Annotated in this window: 15 protein-coding genes and 1 pseudogene; 6 read left to right on the top strand and 10 right to left on the bottom strand. The window is 70.7% G+C overall.

Features of this window, described 5'->3' with window-relative positions:
• The 4 genes and pseudogenes from ABZS97_RS10745 to ABZS97_RS10760 form a co-directional block, all read right to left on the bottom strand.
• A pseudogene (locus tag ABZS97_RS10745) lies at positions 1-198 on the bottom strand (hypothetical protein); the annotation flags it as partial.
• 13 nt (positions 199-211) lie between these two features.
• The gene (locus ABZS97_RS10750; protein WP_005481602.1) at positions 212-508 is read right to left on the bottom strand and encodes a DUF4193 domain-containing protein; all 297 of its coding nucleotides are present in this window, start codon (positions 506-508) and stop codon (positions 212-214) included.
• Between the two features lie 393 nt (positions 509-901).
• Positions 902-2149, bottom strand: a complete 1248-nt coding sequence (locus tag ABZS97_RS10755) for a HAMP domain-containing sensor histidine kinase (RefSeq protein WP_356135961.1) — start codon at positions 2147-2149, stop codon at positions 902-904.
• A gap of 4 nt (positions 2150-2153) precedes the next feature.
• Positions 2154-2807, bottom strand: a complete 654-nt coding sequence (locus tag ABZS97_RS10760; RefSeq protein ID WP_006380516.1) for a response regulator transcription factor — start codon at positions 2805-2807, stop codon at positions 2154-2156.
• A 399-nt stretch (positions 2808-3206) separates the two neighbouring features.
• On the opposite strand from ABZS97_RS10760, the gene ABZS97_RS10765 reads away from it, so the two are divergent.
• Positions 3207-3383 (top strand): hypothetical protein, encoded by a 177-nt coding sequence (locus tag ABZS97_RS10765; RefSeq protein ID WP_356135964.1) that lies wholly within the window; start codon positions 3207-3209, stop codon positions 3381-3383.
• A gap of 349 nt (positions 3384-3732) precedes the next feature.
• On the opposite strand, the gene ABZS97_RS10770 is transcribed toward ABZS97_RS10765, so the two are convergent.
• The gene (locus ABZS97_RS10770; protein ID WP_356135967.1) at positions 3733-4548 is read right to left on the bottom strand and encodes an inositol monophosphatase family protein; all 816 of its coding nucleotides are present in this window, start codon (positions 4546-4548) and stop codon (positions 3733-3735) included.
• Between the two features lie 90 nt (positions 4549-4638).
• Positions 4639-5766: a ferrochelatase gene (locus tag ABZS97_RS10775; protein WP_356135970.1), complete on the bottom strand. Its 1128-nt coding sequence runs from the start codon at positions 5764-5766 to the stop codon at positions 4639-4641.
• Between the two features lie 173 nt (positions 5767-5939).
• On the opposite strand from ABZS97_RS10775, the gene ABZS97_RS10780 reads away from it, so the two are divergent.
• The 4 genes from ABZS97_RS10780 to sepH all read left to right on the top strand — a co-directional run bounded on the left by ABZS97_RS10780 (position 5940) and on the right by sepH (position 10358).
• Entirely contained in the window at positions 5940-7178 is a 1239-nt protein-coding gene (locus ABZS97_RS10780; RefSeq protein WP_356135974.1) for an MFS transporter, read from the top strand.
• Positions 7138-8457 carry a D-arabinono-1,4-lactone oxidase gene (locus tag ABZS97_RS10785; protein WP_356135976.1) on the top strand — a complete coding sequence of 440 codons (1320 nt, stop codon included), beginning with the start codon at positions 7138-7140 and terminating at the stop codon, positions 8455-8457. Before ABZS97_RS10780 ends, ABZS97_RS10785 begins: the two co-directional genes overlap by 41 nt.
• Before the next feature lie 109 nt (positions 8458-8566).
• Positions 8567-8791: a hypothetical protein gene (locus ABZS97_RS10790; RefSeq protein ID WP_356135978.1), complete on the top strand. Its 225-nt coding sequence runs from the start codon at positions 8567-8569 to the stop codon at positions 8789-8791.
• A gap of 514 nt (positions 8792-9305) precedes the next feature.
• The gene (gene sepH, locus ABZS97_RS10795; RefSeq protein WP_356135981.1) at positions 9306-10358 is read left to right on the top strand and encodes a septation protein SepH; all 1053 of its coding nucleotides are present in this window, start codon (positions 9306-9308) and stop codon (positions 10356-10358) included.
• A 79-nt stretch (positions 10359-10437) separates the two neighbouring features.
• Here the strand turns inward: sepH and ABZS97_RS10800 are convergent, their stop codons facing one another.
• Positions 10438-11289 carry a sulfurtransferase gene (locus tag ABZS97_RS10800; protein ID WP_356135983.1) on the bottom strand — a complete coding sequence of 284 codons (852 nt, stop codon included), beginning with the start codon at positions 11287-11289 and terminating at the stop codon, positions 10438-10440.
• A 322-nt stretch (positions 11290-11611) separates the two neighbouring features.
• Between ABZS97_RS10800 and ABZS97_RS10805 the strand changes: the two genes are divergently transcribed.
• On the top strand, positions 11612-12415 hold the full coding sequence (locus tag ABZS97_RS10805) for a VOC family protein (protein WP_356135985.1): 804 nt from the start codon (positions 11612-11614) through the stop codon (positions 12413-12415).
• A gap of 48 nt (positions 12416-12463) precedes the next feature.
• On the opposite strand, the gene ABZS97_RS10810 is transcribed toward ABZS97_RS10805, so the two are convergent.
• The 3 genes from ABZS97_RS10810 to ABZS97_RS10820 all read right to left on the bottom strand — a co-directional run bounded on the left by ABZS97_RS10810 (position 12464) and on the right by ABZS97_RS10820 (position 14966).
• A complete protein-coding gene (locus ABZS97_RS10810) occupies positions 12464-13111 on the bottom strand; it encodes a thymidine kinase (RefSeq protein ID WP_356135987.1) in 648 nt (215 codons plus the stop codon).
• Positions 13112-13191: 80 nt separating this feature from the next.
• Complete coding sequence (locus ABZS97_RS10815; protein ID WP_356135989.1) at positions 13192-14379, bottom strand: nucleotide pyrophosphatase/phosphodiesterase family protein; 1188 nt, start codon at positions 14377-14379, stop codon at positions 13192-13194.
• Positions 14379-14966: a DUF5998 family protein gene (locus ABZS97_RS10820; RefSeq protein WP_356135991.1), complete on the bottom strand. Its 588-nt coding sequence runs from the start codon at positions 14964-14966 to the stop codon at positions 14379-14381. Before ABZS97_RS10820 ends, ABZS97_RS10815 begins: the two co-directional genes overlap by 1 nt.
• Positions 14967-15037: the final 71 nt, after the last annotated feature.

The raw sequence follows: 15037 nt of genomic DNA on the forward strand, positions 1-15037 counted from the left end.
GCCGCGCACCGGCGCCGGGGCACCGGTCGGCACCGGAGCGCCTGTGTGCCTCGTGGCGGGCGCCCGCTCGAGCGAGGCTGATCCTGGTTCGGATGAGCCCCGCTCGTCGTCACGCACGCCCTCAGAGCCGCCTGAGGGCCCTTCGTCCGCCGCCCGTCCGGGCCGGCGGCGCTTCCAAGGTGAGGTCGAGCCAGTCACGGCCGACCCTGCCTCAGTCGCAGTCGCGGCAGATCGGCTGACCGTTCTTCTCGCGGGCCAGCTGGCTGCGGTGGTGCACCAGGAAGCAGCTCATGCAGGTGAACTCGTCCTGCTGCTTGGGCAGCACCCGGACGGCCAGCTCCTCGTTCGAGAGGTCTGCGCCGGGCAGCTCAAGGCCTTCCGCGGCCTCGAACTCGTCCACGTCAACGGCCGACGTCGACTTGTCGTTCCGGCGAGCCTTCAGTTCTTCAAGGCTGTCCGAGTCGACGTCGTCGTCGGTCTTGCGTGGGGTGTCGTAATCCGTTGCCATGTCGCTCTCCCCCTCTGGGTGTCTGCGGTGTCTCCAGCGCACGTAACGCGTGAGAGGCCGGACTTGTGCCCGACCCGAGGCGGAGATTTTGCCTCACATCAAGGTCTGTTACTCAATCGACACCCAACCGGACTCCTCAAGAGTGATCGGCTTGGATGGCGATGCGGACCGTACACGGTCTCAAGGCCGCACTTCAAAGGCGTCTCACCGTGTACTTCCCGTGATCTGGACCCCCGAAAACCCGGATTTTCCCGGCTTTCCGACAGCCTGCATGATCACGGAGCGTAGATGGCCTGAAAATCGCGCTTGTGATCGATCACACATGGACCTCCCGGATGGGCGACCCGAAAATTCCGCGCAAAGCGAACATCGCCGCTTGTCGGCGACATGGTCTCAGATGGGAAGGGTGACGCGCATCACGAGCCCACCTCCCTCGCGAGGCTCCGCGACGATGTGCCCGCCGTGGGCACGGGTCACGGACCGGACAATGGACAGGCCGAGGCCCACTCCCTTGTCACTGCCGGTGCGCTCGGTGCGCAGCCGCCGGAAGGGTTCGAAAAGATTGTCGATCTCGTACGCGGGAACGACCGGCCCGGTGTTCGACACCACCAGGACCGCCTGCCCGTGCTGGGCCTCCGTGGTGACCTCGACCCAGCCCTCCTCCGGCACGTTGTACCGCACAGCGTTCTGGACGAGGTTCAGGGCGATCCGCTCCAGCAGCACACCGTTGCCCTGGACGACCACGGGAACGCGCTTCCCCCGGATCAGGACGCCCTTCGCCTCCGCCTCGGCGTGCACCTGGTCGACGGCCTGCGAGGCGACCTCGGCGAGGTCCACGGGCTTGCGCTCCACTATCTGGTTGTCACTGCGGGCGAGCAGCAGCAGCCCCTCGACGAGCTGCTCGCTGCGCTCGTTGGTGGCCAGCAGCGTCTTGCCGAGCTGCTGCAGCTCCATCGGCGCTCCCGGGTCGGACAGGTGCACCTCCAGGAGCGTGCGGTTGATCGCCAGGGGCGTTCGCAGTTCGTGCGAGGCGTTGCCGACGAACCGCTGCTGAGCCGTGAAGGCCCGCTGCAGCCGCTCCAGCATCTCGTCGAAGGTGTCCGCCAGCTCCTTCAACTCGTCGTCCGGACCGTCCAGTTCGATACGGCGGGACAGGTCCGAGCCGGCCACCGCGCGCGCGGTGCGGGTGATCCGGCCGAGCGGCGAGAGCACCCGGCCCGCCATCGCGTAGCCGAAGGCGAACGCGATCACGGCGAGGCCGAGGAGCGCGAGAAGCGAGCGGCTGAGCAGGTTGTCCAGGGCGTCCCGGCGCTGCTGGTCGGTGCACGCGCTGATCGCGTCGTTGAACGTGGAAAGCGGGATGTCGTTCGTCTTGACGCCGGGGCAGTTGTCGCTGGTGACCCTGATCGCCTGACCGCTCACGATCTTGAAGAGCGGTTCGTTGCCCGTGTTCAGGGCCTGCGCGGCGAGCAGATAGATGATCGACAGCAGCAGGATGCCCGCGATGAGGAACATGCCGCCGTAGAGCAGCGTGAGCCTTATGCGGATCGTCGGACGCAGCCAGGGAAACGGGGGCTCCTGCCGCCGGGGGTCCCACGTGGGTTTCGGAGGCGCCGTCGGCGGCGCGGGAGTCGTGGCCACGGCGTCAGATCCGGTAGCCGGAGCCGGGCACGGTGACAATGACCGGGGGCTCGCCGAGCTTGCGGCGCAACGTCATCACCGTCACGCGCACCACGTTCGTGAACGGGTCCGTGTTCTCGTCCCAGGCCTTCTCCAGGAGCTGCTCGGCGGAGACCACGGCACCCTCGCTGCGCAGCAGTACCTCCAGCACCGCGAACTCCTTGGGGGCGAGCTGGACCTCCTTGCCGTCACGGAAGACCTCACGGCGGTTGGGGTCGAGCTTGATCCCGGCGCGTTCCAGGACCGGCGGCAGCGGCAGACTCGTACGACGTCCGAGGGCTCGGACACGCGCGGTGAGCTCGCTGAACGCGAACGGCTTGGGGAGGTAGTCGTCGGCGCCGATCTCCAGGCCCTCGACACGGTCGCTGACGTCGCCGGAGGCCGTGAGCATCAGGACTCGGGTGGGCATGCCGAGCTCGACGATCTTGCGACAGACGTCATCGCCGTGGACGAGCGGGAGGTCGCGGTCGAGGACCACCACGTCGTAGTCGTTGACGCCGATGCGCTCCAGAGCGGCCGCACCGTCGTACACGACGTCGACGGCCATGGCCTCCCGGCGCAGTCCGGTGGCCACAGCATCGGCGAGCAGCTGCTCGTCCTCGACGACGAGTACGCGCACGTCGCTTGTCCTTCCTCTGTCCACTCGCGTAGCGCCTTCTCGGCGCACACGGGCAGGGTCTTTCGTGGGTGAGGGCTCCATCCTGCCCTTTTCGGCCGTAAACCGGCTGTAAGACGGGTGACGGGCCCGGGAATGCCAGATTTTCTCGCCGGGTTGAGGTTTCCGTGGAAGGGAGCGGGGGGAGGACGGCTTTACACCCCGCGATCACGCTCTGCATGCGGCACGCCACATGTTGCTTGTGGTGGGCCACGGTCCGCTTCCGCAGAGCGGGCGTGGGTGTCCGGCACCGTCGCCGCCCAGCAGGGCAGCGCTGGGCACCCCTTATGGAGACGTGATCGCCCCTTCCGAACGGCACACCCCCGTGCCATCGACCCACGACCCAGGACGAGGGGGCGCAGCATGGACGCTTTCACCGCAGGACTTCTGCAGCGCATAAGGGCGACCGAGTCCGACCTGACGCGGGCTCGCGAAACCGGCGACGACTTCCTCGCGGAGGTCGAGCAGGCCGAGCTCGACGACCTGCACCGCCTTGCCGCCGAGCACGGTGTGGAGGTCGGCACCGCGTCACGCGTCTGAAGCAGTTCGCACGACAGCGGGGCCCCGGCATCGATCCAGTGCCGGGGCTCCCCTTTTTTTGCTCTTTCGCCTGCGGGGCGCCTCAAGCCGGTGTGGAGAGCCCGATCGTGCTCAGCCCTCCTTCGTCGGGCCTCCGCGCGTTCGGGCTCTCGACACCGGCGCGCCCCTTCGGCTCTCTCGCGGCCGACGCGTGGGGGCAGTGCGTCTTGGAGGGCCCTGGCTGTTGGCTGGTCGGGAGGCGTTCCGCCGGCTCTGCCTGGAATGGTGGGGCCCGGCTAGGGGTGTTTTGAAAGTCCTGTGCGGTGCCCGCGGTGTTCGGTGCGTGCCCTCGGCGTGCCGGGCGCACCCCCTAGTCGTGCCAGGCGCCGAATTCCTCCAGGAGTCGCTGGAGGGGCTCGAAGACGCCTGGGGTGGCTGCCACCGCCAGATCGCCTGTGGGGCCCTCTCCGGGGCGCCCACCGGTCAGGGCGCCCGCCTCCCGGGCGATCAGGTCGCCTGCCGCGAGGTCCCAGGGGTTGAGCCCCCGCTCGTAGTAGCCGTCGAGACGGCCTGCCGCCACGTCGCACAGGTCGACCGCCGCCGAGCCGCCGCGCCGGATGTCGCGCAGCAGCGGGATCAGCCGCTGGGCGACGTCGGCCTGGTGGACGCGGACGTCGTGGACGTAGTTGAAGCCGGTCGAGACCAGCGCCTGGTCCAGGGGCGGTGCCGGGCGGCAGGCCAGCCGACGCTCCCCCTCCCAGGCCCCGGTGGCCCAGGCGCCGCCGCCCCGCACGGCGTGGAACGTCTCGCCGCGCATCGGCACCGCGACGACGCCGACGACCCTCTCGCCGTCCTGCTCGGCCGCGATGGAGACCGACCAGGTCGGCAGCCCGTACAGGTAGTTGACCGTGCCGTCGAGCGGATCGATGACCCAGCGGATGCCGCTGGTGCCCTCCGACACGGCGCCCTCCTCACCGAGGAAGCCGTCGTCGGGCCGGTGCTCGGAGACCAGGTCGGTGATCAGCTTCTCGGCGGCGATGTCCATCTCGGTCACGACGTCGATCGGGCTGGACTTGGTCGCGGCGACGGCGAGATCGGCCGGCCGCCCGTCCCGCAGCAGCGCACCGGCCCGGCGGGCGGCCTCATGGGCAAGCTGGAGCAGTTCGGCGTACAGGGGCTCGGTCACGGTTCTCCTCGGTCGTGCGGTGGGGAGGCGGCCTGTCCGGGGGCAGGCGGAGGGGCGGGTGCCGCACTGCGCGCGGTGGGCCCGCGCGCGTTACGCGTACGGACTGTCCGCTCCCGCTGCGGCCGGCTTCGGGGCGCGGGACGGGCAGCAGCCCACCGGGCAGAGATCGTGGCTCGGCCCCAGGGCGCCGAGCGCACAGGGGGACACCCGCTGCCCGCGCTCGCTCGCGGCGCGCTCCAGGACGAGGTCGCGGACGGCGGCCGCGAACCGCGGGTCGGCGCCCACGGTGGCCGAGCGGCGCACCGGCAGACCCAGCTCCGCCGCCTTGGCCTTCGCCTCCGTGTCGAGGTCGTACAGGACCTCCATGTGGTCCGAGACGAACCCGATGGGCGCCATCACGACGGCCGGCACCCCGGCGCCGTGCAGCTCCTCCAGGTGGTCGCAGATGTCGGGCTCCAGCCAGGGGATGTGCGGAGCACCGGAGCGCGACTGGTAGACGAGCCGCCAGGGGTGGTCGATGCCGGTCTCCTCGCGGACGGCGTCGGCGATCAGCCGGGCGACGTCCAGGTGCTGCTCGACATACGCACCGCCTTCGCCGTGGTCCTCGACCGGCCCGGAGGTGTCGGCCGCCGCGTCGGGGATGGAGTGCGTCGTGAAGGCGAGGTGCGCGCCCTCCCGTACGTCCTCGGGGAGTTCGGCGAGGGACTTCAGGACACCCTCGGCCATGGGGCGCACGAAACCGGGGTGGTTGAAGTAGTGCCGCAGTTTGGCGACCTCCGGCAGCTCCAGTCCCTCCGCCTCCAGGGCGGCCAGTGACTCCGCGAGGTTCTCGCGGTACTGGCGGCATCCCGAGTACGAGGCGTACGCGCTGGTGGCGAGGACGAGGATGCGGCGGCGGCCGTCGGCGACCATCTCGCGCAGGGTGTCCGTCAGGTACGGCGCCCAGTTGCGGTTGCCCCAGTAGACGGGCAGGTCCAGGCCGTGGTCCGCGAAGTCCTTGCGGAGGGCGTCGAGCAGGGCGCGGTTCTGGTCGTTGATGGGGCTGACCCCGCCGAACAGGAAGTAGTGCTGCCCCACTTCCTTGAGCCGTTCCTTGGGGATGCCGCGCCCGCGCGTCACGTTCTCCAGGAACGGAACCACGTCGTCCGGGCCTTCGGGGCCGCCGAACGAGAGCAGGAGCAGGGCGTCGTAGGGGGTGGCATCGAGCGCATCTGGCATGCCTCCGATCCTGCCATCCGTGACCGACAGGCGGACAACGGCCACGTGACCAGAGGACACGAGGAGTGCATTAGGGTCACCTAACCCGTAAGCTGTATCAGCCGCCTTGACGCCTTACCGGAGCCCGTCCGCCCTGGCGACCGCGCGGGCGGACCGAGCCGACCGGAGACCCCGTGCCCAGCCCCTACCGCGCCCTGTTCGCCGCCCCCGGCTCCAAGGGCTTCTCCGCCGCGGGCTTCCTCGGCCGGATGCCGCTGTCGATGATGGGCATCGGCGTGGTCACGATGATCTCCCAGCTCACCGGGCGCTACGGCCTCGCGGGCGCGCTGTCCGCCACCATCGCGCTGGCCGCGGCGGCGCTCGGCCCGCAGATCTCGCGCCTGGTGGACCGGCACGGGCAGCGGCGGGTGCTGCGCCCCGCCACGCTCTTCGCGCTCGCCGCGGCGGCCGGGCTGCTGCTCGCCGCGCACTTCGAGTGGCCGGACTGGGTGCTGTTCGTGTGCGCCGCCGGCATCGGTTCCGTGCCGAGCCTGGGCGCGATGATCAGGGCTCGCTGGGCCGCCCTCTACCGCGACACCCCGCAACTGCACACCGCGTACTCCTTCGAGTCCGTGGTGGACGAGGTCTGCTTCATCTTCGGGCCGATCATCTCCATCGGTCTGTCCACGGCGTGGTTCCCCGAGGCGGGACCGCTGCTCGCCGCCTGCTTCCTCGCGGCCGGCGTCTTCTGGCTGACGGCCCAGCGCGCCACCGAACCCGAGCCGCATCCGCGCACGCACGACTCGGCCGGCTCGGCGCTGCGCTCGCCCGGACTTCAGGTCCTGGTGGCCACGTTCGTGGCGACCGGCACCATCTTCGGAGCGGTCGACGTGGTCACCGTGGCCTTCGCGGAGGAGCAGGGTCACAAGGGCGCCGCGAGCGTCGTCCTCGCGCTCTACGCCGCGGGCTCCTGCGCGGCGGGCGCCGTGTTCGGGCTGCTGCACCCCCAGGGGGCCGCCGAACGCCGGTGGCTGCTGGGCATATGCACAACGGCCGTGAGTATGATCCCCCTCCTACTGGTCGGAAACTTGCCGTTCCTGGCTGTGGCGCTGTTCGTGGCGGGCCTGTCCATCGCACCGACGATGATCACGACGATGTCCCTCATCGAGCAGCACGTACCCCGCGCGAAACTGACCGAGGGCATGACCTGGGTGAGCACCGGGCTCGCGGTCGGCGTAGCGCTCGGTTCCTCCGTGGCGGGCTGGGTGATCGACTCGGCCGGCGCGAAGGCCGGGTACACGGTTCCGGCGGTGTCCGGAGCCGTCGCGGTCGCGGTCGGTTTCCTGGGGTATCGCCGGCTGAACAGGCCGGTTCCGCAGCGGGGAGGGACCCATGAGCAGCACAGCGAGCGGGAAGAGCGGAACGTGGCGTAACTGGGCGGGGAACGTCACCTCCCGTCCGGTACGGGAGGTCACTCCCGCGTCCGTCGAGGAGCTCTCCGCGGCTGTACGGAAGGCGGCCGACGACGGCCTGAGAGTGAAGGCCGTGGGCACCGGGCACTCCTTCACGGCCGCCGCCGCGACCGACGGGGTGTTGATCCGCCCTCAACTGTTGACCGGCATCCGCGGGATCGACCGCGAGGCCGGCACGGTCACGGTCGAAGCGGGCACCCCGCTCAAGCGTCTCAACGTGGCGCTCGCGCGTGAGGGTCTGTCGCTCACGAACATGGGCGACATCATGGAGCAGACGGTGTCGGGCGCGACCAGCACCGGCACGCACGGCACCGGCCGTGACTCGGCCTCGATCGCCGCCCAGATCAAGGGCCTTGAGCTGGTCACCGCGGACGGCTCGGTCCTGCACTGCTCCGAGAAGGAGAACCCGGAGGTGTTCGCGGCGGCCCGGCTCGGCATCGGCGCGCTGGGCATCGTCACCGCGATCACCTTCTCCGTGGAGCCCCTTTTTCTGCTCACGGCCCGCGAGGAGCCGATGACCTTCGAGAAGGTCACCGCCGACTTCGACGAACTCTTCGCGGAGAACGAGCACTTCGAGTTCTACTGGTTCCCGCACACCGGCAACTGCAACACCAAGCGCAACAACCGCAGTGCGGGCCCCGAGAAGCCCGTGGGAGCGGTCAGCGGCTGGATCGAGGACGAGTTCCTCTCCAACGGCGTCTTCCAGGTGGCCAATCTGCTCGGCCGGGCGGCGCCCGCGACCATCCCGACGATCGCGAGGATCTCCAGTCGCGCGCTCTCCGCCCGCACCTACACCGACATTCCCTACAAGGTCTTCACCTCTCCGCGCCGGGTGCGCTTCATGGAGATGGAGTACGCCGTTCCGCGCGAGGCCCTGGTGGAGACGCTCCGCGAGCTGAAGACCATGGTCGATCGCTCCGCGCTGCGGGTGAGCTTCCCCGTCGAGGTGCGCACCGCCCCCGCGGACGACATCACGCTCTCCACGGCATCCGGCCGCGAGAGCGCCTACATCGCCGTCCACATGTTCCGCGGCACGCCGTACCAGGCGTACTTCACCGCCGCCGAGCGGATCCTCACCGCGCACGAAGGCCGGCCGCACTGGGGCAAGGTGCACACGCGCGACGCGGAGTACTTCTCGAAGGTCTATCCGCGTTTCGGGGAGTTCACCGCCCTGCGGGACCGGCTTGATCCGGATCGGCGCTTTGCGAACGACTACTTGCGTCGGGTGCTGGGGTCGTAGCCGTCGCACTGGGCGTCGGTGTCGGCGTCGTGGCACCGGAGTCGTCCTGGGCGGAGCCGGTGCCGCTGCCGCCGGAGGGCCCGGCGAGTCGGAGGAGCCCGCCGAAGGCGTGCCGCCCGGCTCGGACTTGGGGCCGGACCCGGACCCGGTTCCGGAGCCGCTGCCCTTCAGGGCGTCCCCGACGGTGGTGCTGGTGCTGTCGCCGCCGAAGCTCTGCCCCGACACCAGTTCGTACGGGGTGATTCCGGCCATGGTCACGCCGAAGACGAGTGCCGCGGCGACCACCGGCCGCTGCCGGCTCCTGACCCGGGCGCGATGGACGGCCCTTCGGTGAACTGCCCCTCGGCGGGCGCCTGTCGGGAGCGCGGCTTGGGCATCCCGGACCTTGCCTGCCTTTCCCGTGCTTGATCGACCAACCGCACGAGAGAGGGACGTACAGGCGAAACGATTAGTTCCGTTTCTGGCCATTACGTGAAGTGCGCCACGTTTCACAGTCACGAATACGACGCTTCGGACGGCCAACTACCACCCCCCACTAGAAGTTGGGCGGCGTGCCGATCCACGCACATGGCCCGAATGGAGTACTGTTGCGAGCCCTGGGTCCGGACTCCCGCCAGGGTGTCCGGGGCCTTGCAGGACCGCCGGGAGGGGGCTCGTTGCACAGGGTGATGGAGTTCGTCACTTAGCGTTGCGAATAGGTAACCGTGCCATAACGGCGAGTTCGGGCCCCTGCCCGACACGCCGGGCAACTCGGCAAGGTTGTGGCAGGCTGCACCCGGGCAGGCCACACTCGACTAGCGGAAGCAGCGACGCACGTGACGTCGGCAGGCACCACCCGGGAGGTCCCCATGCCCGAACTGCGTGTCGTGGCCGTCTCTAACGACGGCACACGGCTGGTGCTGAAGGCTGCGGACAGCACGGAGTACACGCTTCCGATTGACGAACGTCTCCGCGCCGCGGTACGCGGCGACCGTCCCCGCCTCGGCCAGATCGAGATCGAGGTGGAGAGCCATCTCCGCCCCCGCGACATCCAGGCACGTATACGTGCGGGTGCGTCCGCGGAGGAAGTCGCCCAGCTCGCCGGGATCCCCGTCGATCGCGTACGCCGCTTCGAGGGCCCCGTGCTGGCCGAGCGTGCCTTCATGGCCGAGCGGGCCCGCAAGACCCCGGTCCGCCGCCCCGGTGAGAACGCCGGACCCCAGCTCGGCGAGGCGGTGCAGGAGCGGCTGCTGCTGCGCGGCGCCGACAAGGAGACCGTCCAGTGGGACTCGTGGCGTCGTGACGACGGCACATGGGAAGTGCTGCTGGTCTACCGGGTCGCGAGCGAACCGCACTCGGCGAGCTGGACGTACGACCCGCCCCGGCGGCTCGTCCAGGCCGTCGACGAGGAGGCGCGCTCGCTGATCGGCGAGTCCGACGACCTCGCGGCAACGGCCGAGCCGAGCTTCCCGTTCGTACCGCGGATCGCGCGGCTGCCCCGGGACCGCCCGCTCGACCGTGCCCTGGACCGGCAGATGGAGCGGCCGAGCCCGCCGCCCCCGGAGCCGGTCGAGGAGAGCACGAACGACCGGGACTCGCTCACCAGTCTCCTGGAGGCGGTGCCCAGCTTCCGGGGCGACATGGTGGTGCCCGAGCGGCCCTCCACCACGGAGCGCCCCGCCGCGGAGGAGCCTCCCGCCGAGCCCGAGACGGAGGAGCCGCCCGCTCCCGCCGCCTCGGCCGGGGCCGGTTCCGCCTACGCGGACGTCCTCATGCCCCGTTCGGTCGGCGCCCATCGCGACCGTCTCGTCGGCGCGACCGACCGCCAGGCCGAGGCCGACGGGGTCCGCCCGGGCCGCCGCGCGGCCGTCCCCAGCTGGGACGAGATCGTGTTCGGCACGCGGCGCAAGAAGCAGGAGTAGCAGGGGTAGCAGGAACGTGTACGGCGGCGGGGCCCCACCGGTTCGGTGAGGGCCCCGTCCGCGTTCCGGGAGTCGAGGGCTACTGCGGGTCGGGGCCCACGGCGACCGGGCGGCTGCTGTCGCGTGACCACTCCGACCAGGAGCCGACGTACAGGGCGGCCGGGATGCCGGCGACGGCGAGGGCCAGGACCTCATGGGCGCCGGAGACACCCGAGCCGCAGTAGACGCCGACCTCTGAGGCGTCCGACGCGCCAAGGGACTTGAAGCGGTCGGCGAGTTCGGCGGCGGGCAGGAAGCGGCCGTCCGCGGCGACGTTCTCCGTGGTCGGCGCGGAGACCGCACCAGGGATGTGCCCGCCCACGGGATCGATCGGTTCGACGTCTCCCCGGTAGCGCTCACCGGCCCGGGCGTCCATCAGCAGCCCGGTGCGGGCGAGCGCCGCCGCTCCGTCCGCGTCGAGCAGCGGAAGGGCGCCGGGAGTGGGCGCGAAGGTTCCGGGGGTGGGCGCCGGGAGCTCCGCCGACAGCGGTCCGGTCCACGCCGCGAGGCCGCCGTCAAGCACGCGCACCTCCGGATGACCCGTCCAGCGCAACAGCCACCAGGTACGTGCGGCGGCCCATCCCTGGCCGCCGTCGTACACGACCACCGAACGGTCAGCCGAAACTCCAGCGGCCCGCATGGCCGCTCCGAAATGCTGGAGATCCGGCAGCGGATGCCTGCCGGACGCGCCGGCCGGGCCCGCCAGATCGGCATCCAGATCGACGAAAACCGCACCCGGGATGTGTCCGGCCGCGTACTCCGCCCGGCCGTCGAAGGGAGGGACGCCCGCCGCCTTGGCCGTGCTCAGCTGCCAGCGGACGTCCAGAAGCGTCGGCGGGGTGGGGCCTGCGAGTTCGCTCGCAAGTTCGAGTGCGGAGAGGATGGCGTTCATGCCCCCCATCCTTGCGCACGGGGTGGCCGCGTCGCCCAGGTCCCGCTACTCTGCCCGCCGGACAGGTCCGATCACGAGGCGTACGGGATCGGGCACATGCTGTACAGCTGATGGTCACGACACGGCAATGGCGCGGAAGCGGATGAGGAACGGCAAAGCGGGCATCCTCCGGCGGTGGGCCGCGCCACGCGACGCTGCCGGGACGCGCGCGTCCGGCGGTGGTGCGAGCATCGGCACGGGGCGTGCACGCGCGCGACAGCGGTATGCGTGTTCATAGGCGGAAGGTGAACGGCCACCGCAAGGGGCCGAGAAGAGAGTGACGATGACCGAGGCACGGGGGTCGGCCGGCCTGAACGGCACAACGCACGCTCGGCACACGCCCGGCACACCCTGCTGGGTGAGTCTGATGGTGCACGGGATGGCCGCGACCCAGGAGTTCTACCGAGAACTGTTCGGCTGGGAGTTCCAACCGGGCCCCCAGCAGCTCGGCCCGTACGTGCGGGCGCTGCTCGACGGTCAGGAGGTGGCGGGCATCGGACAGATGCCGCCGGACCGGCATCTGCAGGTCGCCTGGACGCCCTACCTCGCCTCGGACGACGTGGACCACACCGCCGAGACGGTACGCGCCTGCGGCGGCACCGTGGGCGTCGGCCCCCTGGACGCCGCTGACGCCGGGCGCCTGGTGATCGCCTCCGACCCCTACGGAGCCGTCTTCGGCATCTGGCAGGCGGCCGCTCACCTCGGCACCGGCATCACCGGCGTGCCCGGCACCCCCGCCTGGAACGAACTGTTGACCCGCGACTCCGCGAGCGTCGCCAAGTTCTACCAGGCGGTCTTCGGATACGAGGAGAAGGCTGTCGTCTCCGCCGACTTCGACTACGTGACCCTCCTTGTCGAGGGCCGCCCGGTCGGCGGCATCCACGGCCTCGGCCGCGGCCTGCCCCGCGACCGCGGCGCCCACTGGATGACGTACTTCGAGGTCGCCGACGTCGACGAGGCCGTCACCCACGTCACCGACCTGGGCGGCCACCTCCTCAGAGCCCCCCACGACACCCCCCACGGCCGCGTGGCCACGGTGGCGGACCCGGAGGGAGCAACGTTCTCGGTGACCCACAGCACGGAGTGAAACCCGGCGTGCCCGGGAATCACACCTCCACGGAGACATGCGCCGGCGTCAGGCCGAGCCGATCGGCAGCACGTCCGGGGACAGGGCGCCGGCGCGGGCCGTGGCTGCGGTGGCGCGGCGGATGTGGTGGCGGCGGCAGAGCACTTCGTAGCCGATGTCCTCGGGCTGGTTGACGTCGCCGACGACCACCTGGGCGCCCTCGACGACCATCTCGCCGCCTATCGTGCGGGCGTTGTGCGTGGCGCGGGCGCCACACCAGCACAGGGCCTCGACCTGGAGGACCTCGACGCGGTCGGCGAGTTCGACGAGGCGCTGGGAGCCGGGGAAGAGCTTGGAGCGGAAGTCGGTGGTGATGCCGAAGGCGAAGACGTCCATGCTCAGGTCGTCCACCACGCGGGCCAGCTGCTCGATCTGCTCGGGCGCCAGGAACTGGGCCTCGTCCGCGATCACATAGTCCGCGCGGCCGCCCTGCGAGAGGTGCTCGACCACGTACGCGTACAGATCCTGGTCGTCCTCGACCTCCACCGCGTCCGTGACCAGGCCGAGCCGCGAGGAGAGCTTGCCCTCGCCCGCGCGGTCGTCCCGCGTGAAGATCATCCCCTGGAGGCCGCGCGCCGAGCGGTTGTGCTCGATCTGGAGGGCCAGCGTCGACTTCCCGCAGTCCATCGTTCCGGAGAAGAACACCAGCTCGGGCATGGGGAGTTGAGGACCTTTCGCAACAGACGTCAGGGAGTGTCGGGAGGGGGTCGGGAACAAGGCGGTCGGAACGAGGTGGGTCAGGAACGCACTTCGAGCAGGGGGACCAGCTGCTCCACCGGTGTCATCGAACCGTGGTTGCCGACCATCACCGACTCCTTCGGCTCCCGCTCGGAGGCGATGATCAGGACGTCGTCCCGGGCGGCCGCGACCACGTCGCCGATACGCCCGTACACCCGCTCGTCGACCTGCGGACCGAACCAGCCCGCCGCGATCGCCTCGTCCCGCGACGCCACCCAGAACTGCTCGCCGAGCACCTCGCGCCAGCAGGTCAGGACGTCCGCCTCGGCGCCCGGCACCGCGTAGACATGGCGCGCGCGGCCCTCGCCGCCGAGGAGGGCGACCCCGGCGCGCAGCTCCCAGTCCTCGTCGAAGTCGATGCGGTGCTGCTCGCCGAACGGGATGTCGATCATGCCGTGGTCGGCGGTGACATACAGGGCCGTGCGCTGCGGAAGCTGCTCCGCGAGGCGCTGGACCAGCCGGTCCACGTACATCAGCTGGCCGCGCCAGGGGTCGGAGTCGACGCCGAAGCGGTGGCCCTTGCCGTCCACCTCGGCGTAGTACGTGTAAACCAAGGAGCGGTCGCCCGCGGCCAGTTGCTCGGCGGCGAGGTCCATGCGCTCCTCGCCGCTCAGGCGCCCGTGGAACGTGCCGCCGCTCAGCGCGACCTGGGTGAGCGGGGTGTTCTGGAAGGTCGGGGAGGAGACCTGCGCGGTGTGCACACCGGCCGCGTCGGCCTGCTGGAAGACCGTGGGGTACGGCTGCCAGACGCGCGGCGACGTCCACGGATTCCAGCGGAGCTGGTTCATCAGCTCCGAGGTCGCCGGATTGCGCACGGTGTAGCCGGGCAGGCCATGGGCGCCGGGCGGCAGGCCCGTGCCGATGGAAGCGAGCGAGGTCGCGGTGGTCGCCGGGTAGCCCGCGGTGATCGGGCGGCCGGTGCCGCCGCGGGAGGTCCCGAGGAGCGAGGTCATGAACGGAGCCTCTTCGGGATGCGCCCTGAGCTGCTCCCAGCCGAGACCGTCGATCAGGAACACGCAGTTCCGGTCGGCCTCGGTCAGTTCCGGAATGGCGGCGGTCATCCCGGGGACCGCCATCCCCGCGGCGAGCGTGGGCAGCAGATCGGCGAGCGATCCGGCGCCGTACTCGGGTACGGGGGCGGAGTCGACGGCGAGCGGTTCCGGGTGGTCCCAGGCGGGCAGGACCATCAGCGCGCGACGTCCGCGGTCGCCTCGGAGAGGGACTGTGCGAACGCGAGAGCCTGGCGCACCGTCTCCGGGCCGTCCCCGGCCTCACTGACGCGCAGACTCAGGTCGTCCGCCGTGGAACTGCCCGTGTATCCGTGGTCCGCCTCGCAGTTGGGGTCGCCGCAGGCGGCGGGCTCCAGGTCGATGCGGGAGACCGCGCCCCAGCCGATGGTCAGGACGACCTCGCGGGGCAGCGTGCCCGGCGCGTACGACTCGGGGTTGGCGACGACCCTGCTGACCACGACCGACGAGATCCGGCCGATCTTCACCGACTCCGTCGACGTCGTGGCGTACGGCGTCGGTGAGGTGGTGTCCGCGTTCTGCTCATCGGTGTGGCTCACGATGAAACGGTTGCCCGTGAGCACCAGCACGGTCACGTGCCGGCGCACCTCGTTCGCGTCGAACGTCGTCTCCTGGTGGACCAGGTACGACCGGATGGGCTCGCCGCCGACCGCGGCCTCCACCGCCTCGGCCACGAGGGCCGGGTAGTAGCCGCTGCGCTCGATCGCCGCTCGCAGCCCCTGGGTCGTCGTACTGGTCTTGGCCATGACGTCCATCCTACGGGGGCGTACTGACTGCGAGGCACCGCTCGCGCTCTTGGGCGTGGACGGATCAGAAG

The sequence above is a fragment of the Streptomyces sp. NPDC005485 genome (assembly GCF_040606085.1).
Taxonomy (GTDB): Bacteria; Actinomycetota; Actinomycetes; order Streptomycetales; family Streptomycetaceae; genus Streptomyces.

Coding starts and splice junctions, on each gene's coding strand:
- ABZS97_RS10750 (WP_005481602.1), bottom strand. CDS start 508: ATGGCAACGGATTACGACACCCCACGCAAGACCGACGACGACGTCGAC.
- ABZS97_RS10765 (WP_356135964.1), top strand. CDS start 3,207: ATGGACGCTTTCACCGCAGGACTTCTGCAGCGCATAAGGGCGACCGAG.
- ABZS97_RS10775 (WP_356135970.1), bottom strand. CDS start 5,766: ATGCCAGATGCGCTCGATGCCACCCCCTACGACGCCCTGCTCCTGCTC.
- ABZS97_RS10785 (WP_356135976.1), top strand. CDS start 7,138: ATGAGCAGCACAGCGAGCGGGAAGAGCGGAACGTGGCGTAACTGGGCG.
- sepH (WP_356135981.1), top strand. CDS start 9,306: ATGCCCGAACTGCGTGTCGTGGCCGTCTCTAACGACGGCACACGGCTG.
- ABZS97_RS10800 (WP_356135983.1), bottom strand. CDS start 11,289: ATGAACGCCATCCTCTCCGCACTCGAACTTGCGAGCGAACTCGCAGGC.
- ABZS97_RS10805 (WP_356135985.1), top strand. CDS start 11,612: ATGACCGAGGCACGGGGGTCGGCCGGCCTGAACGGCACAACGCACGCT.
- ABZS97_RS10810 (WP_356135987.1), bottom strand. CDS start 13,111: ATGCCCGAGCTGGTGTTCTTCTCCGGAACGATGGACTGCGGGAAGTCG.
- ABZS97_RS10815 (WP_356135989.1), bottom strand. CDS start 14,379: ATGGTCCTGCCCGCCTGGGACCACCCGGAACCGCTCGCCGTCGACTCC.
- ABZS97_RS10820 (WP_356135991.1), bottom strand. CDS start 14,966: ATGGCCAAGACCAGTACGACGACCCAGGGGCTGCGAGCGGCGATCGAG.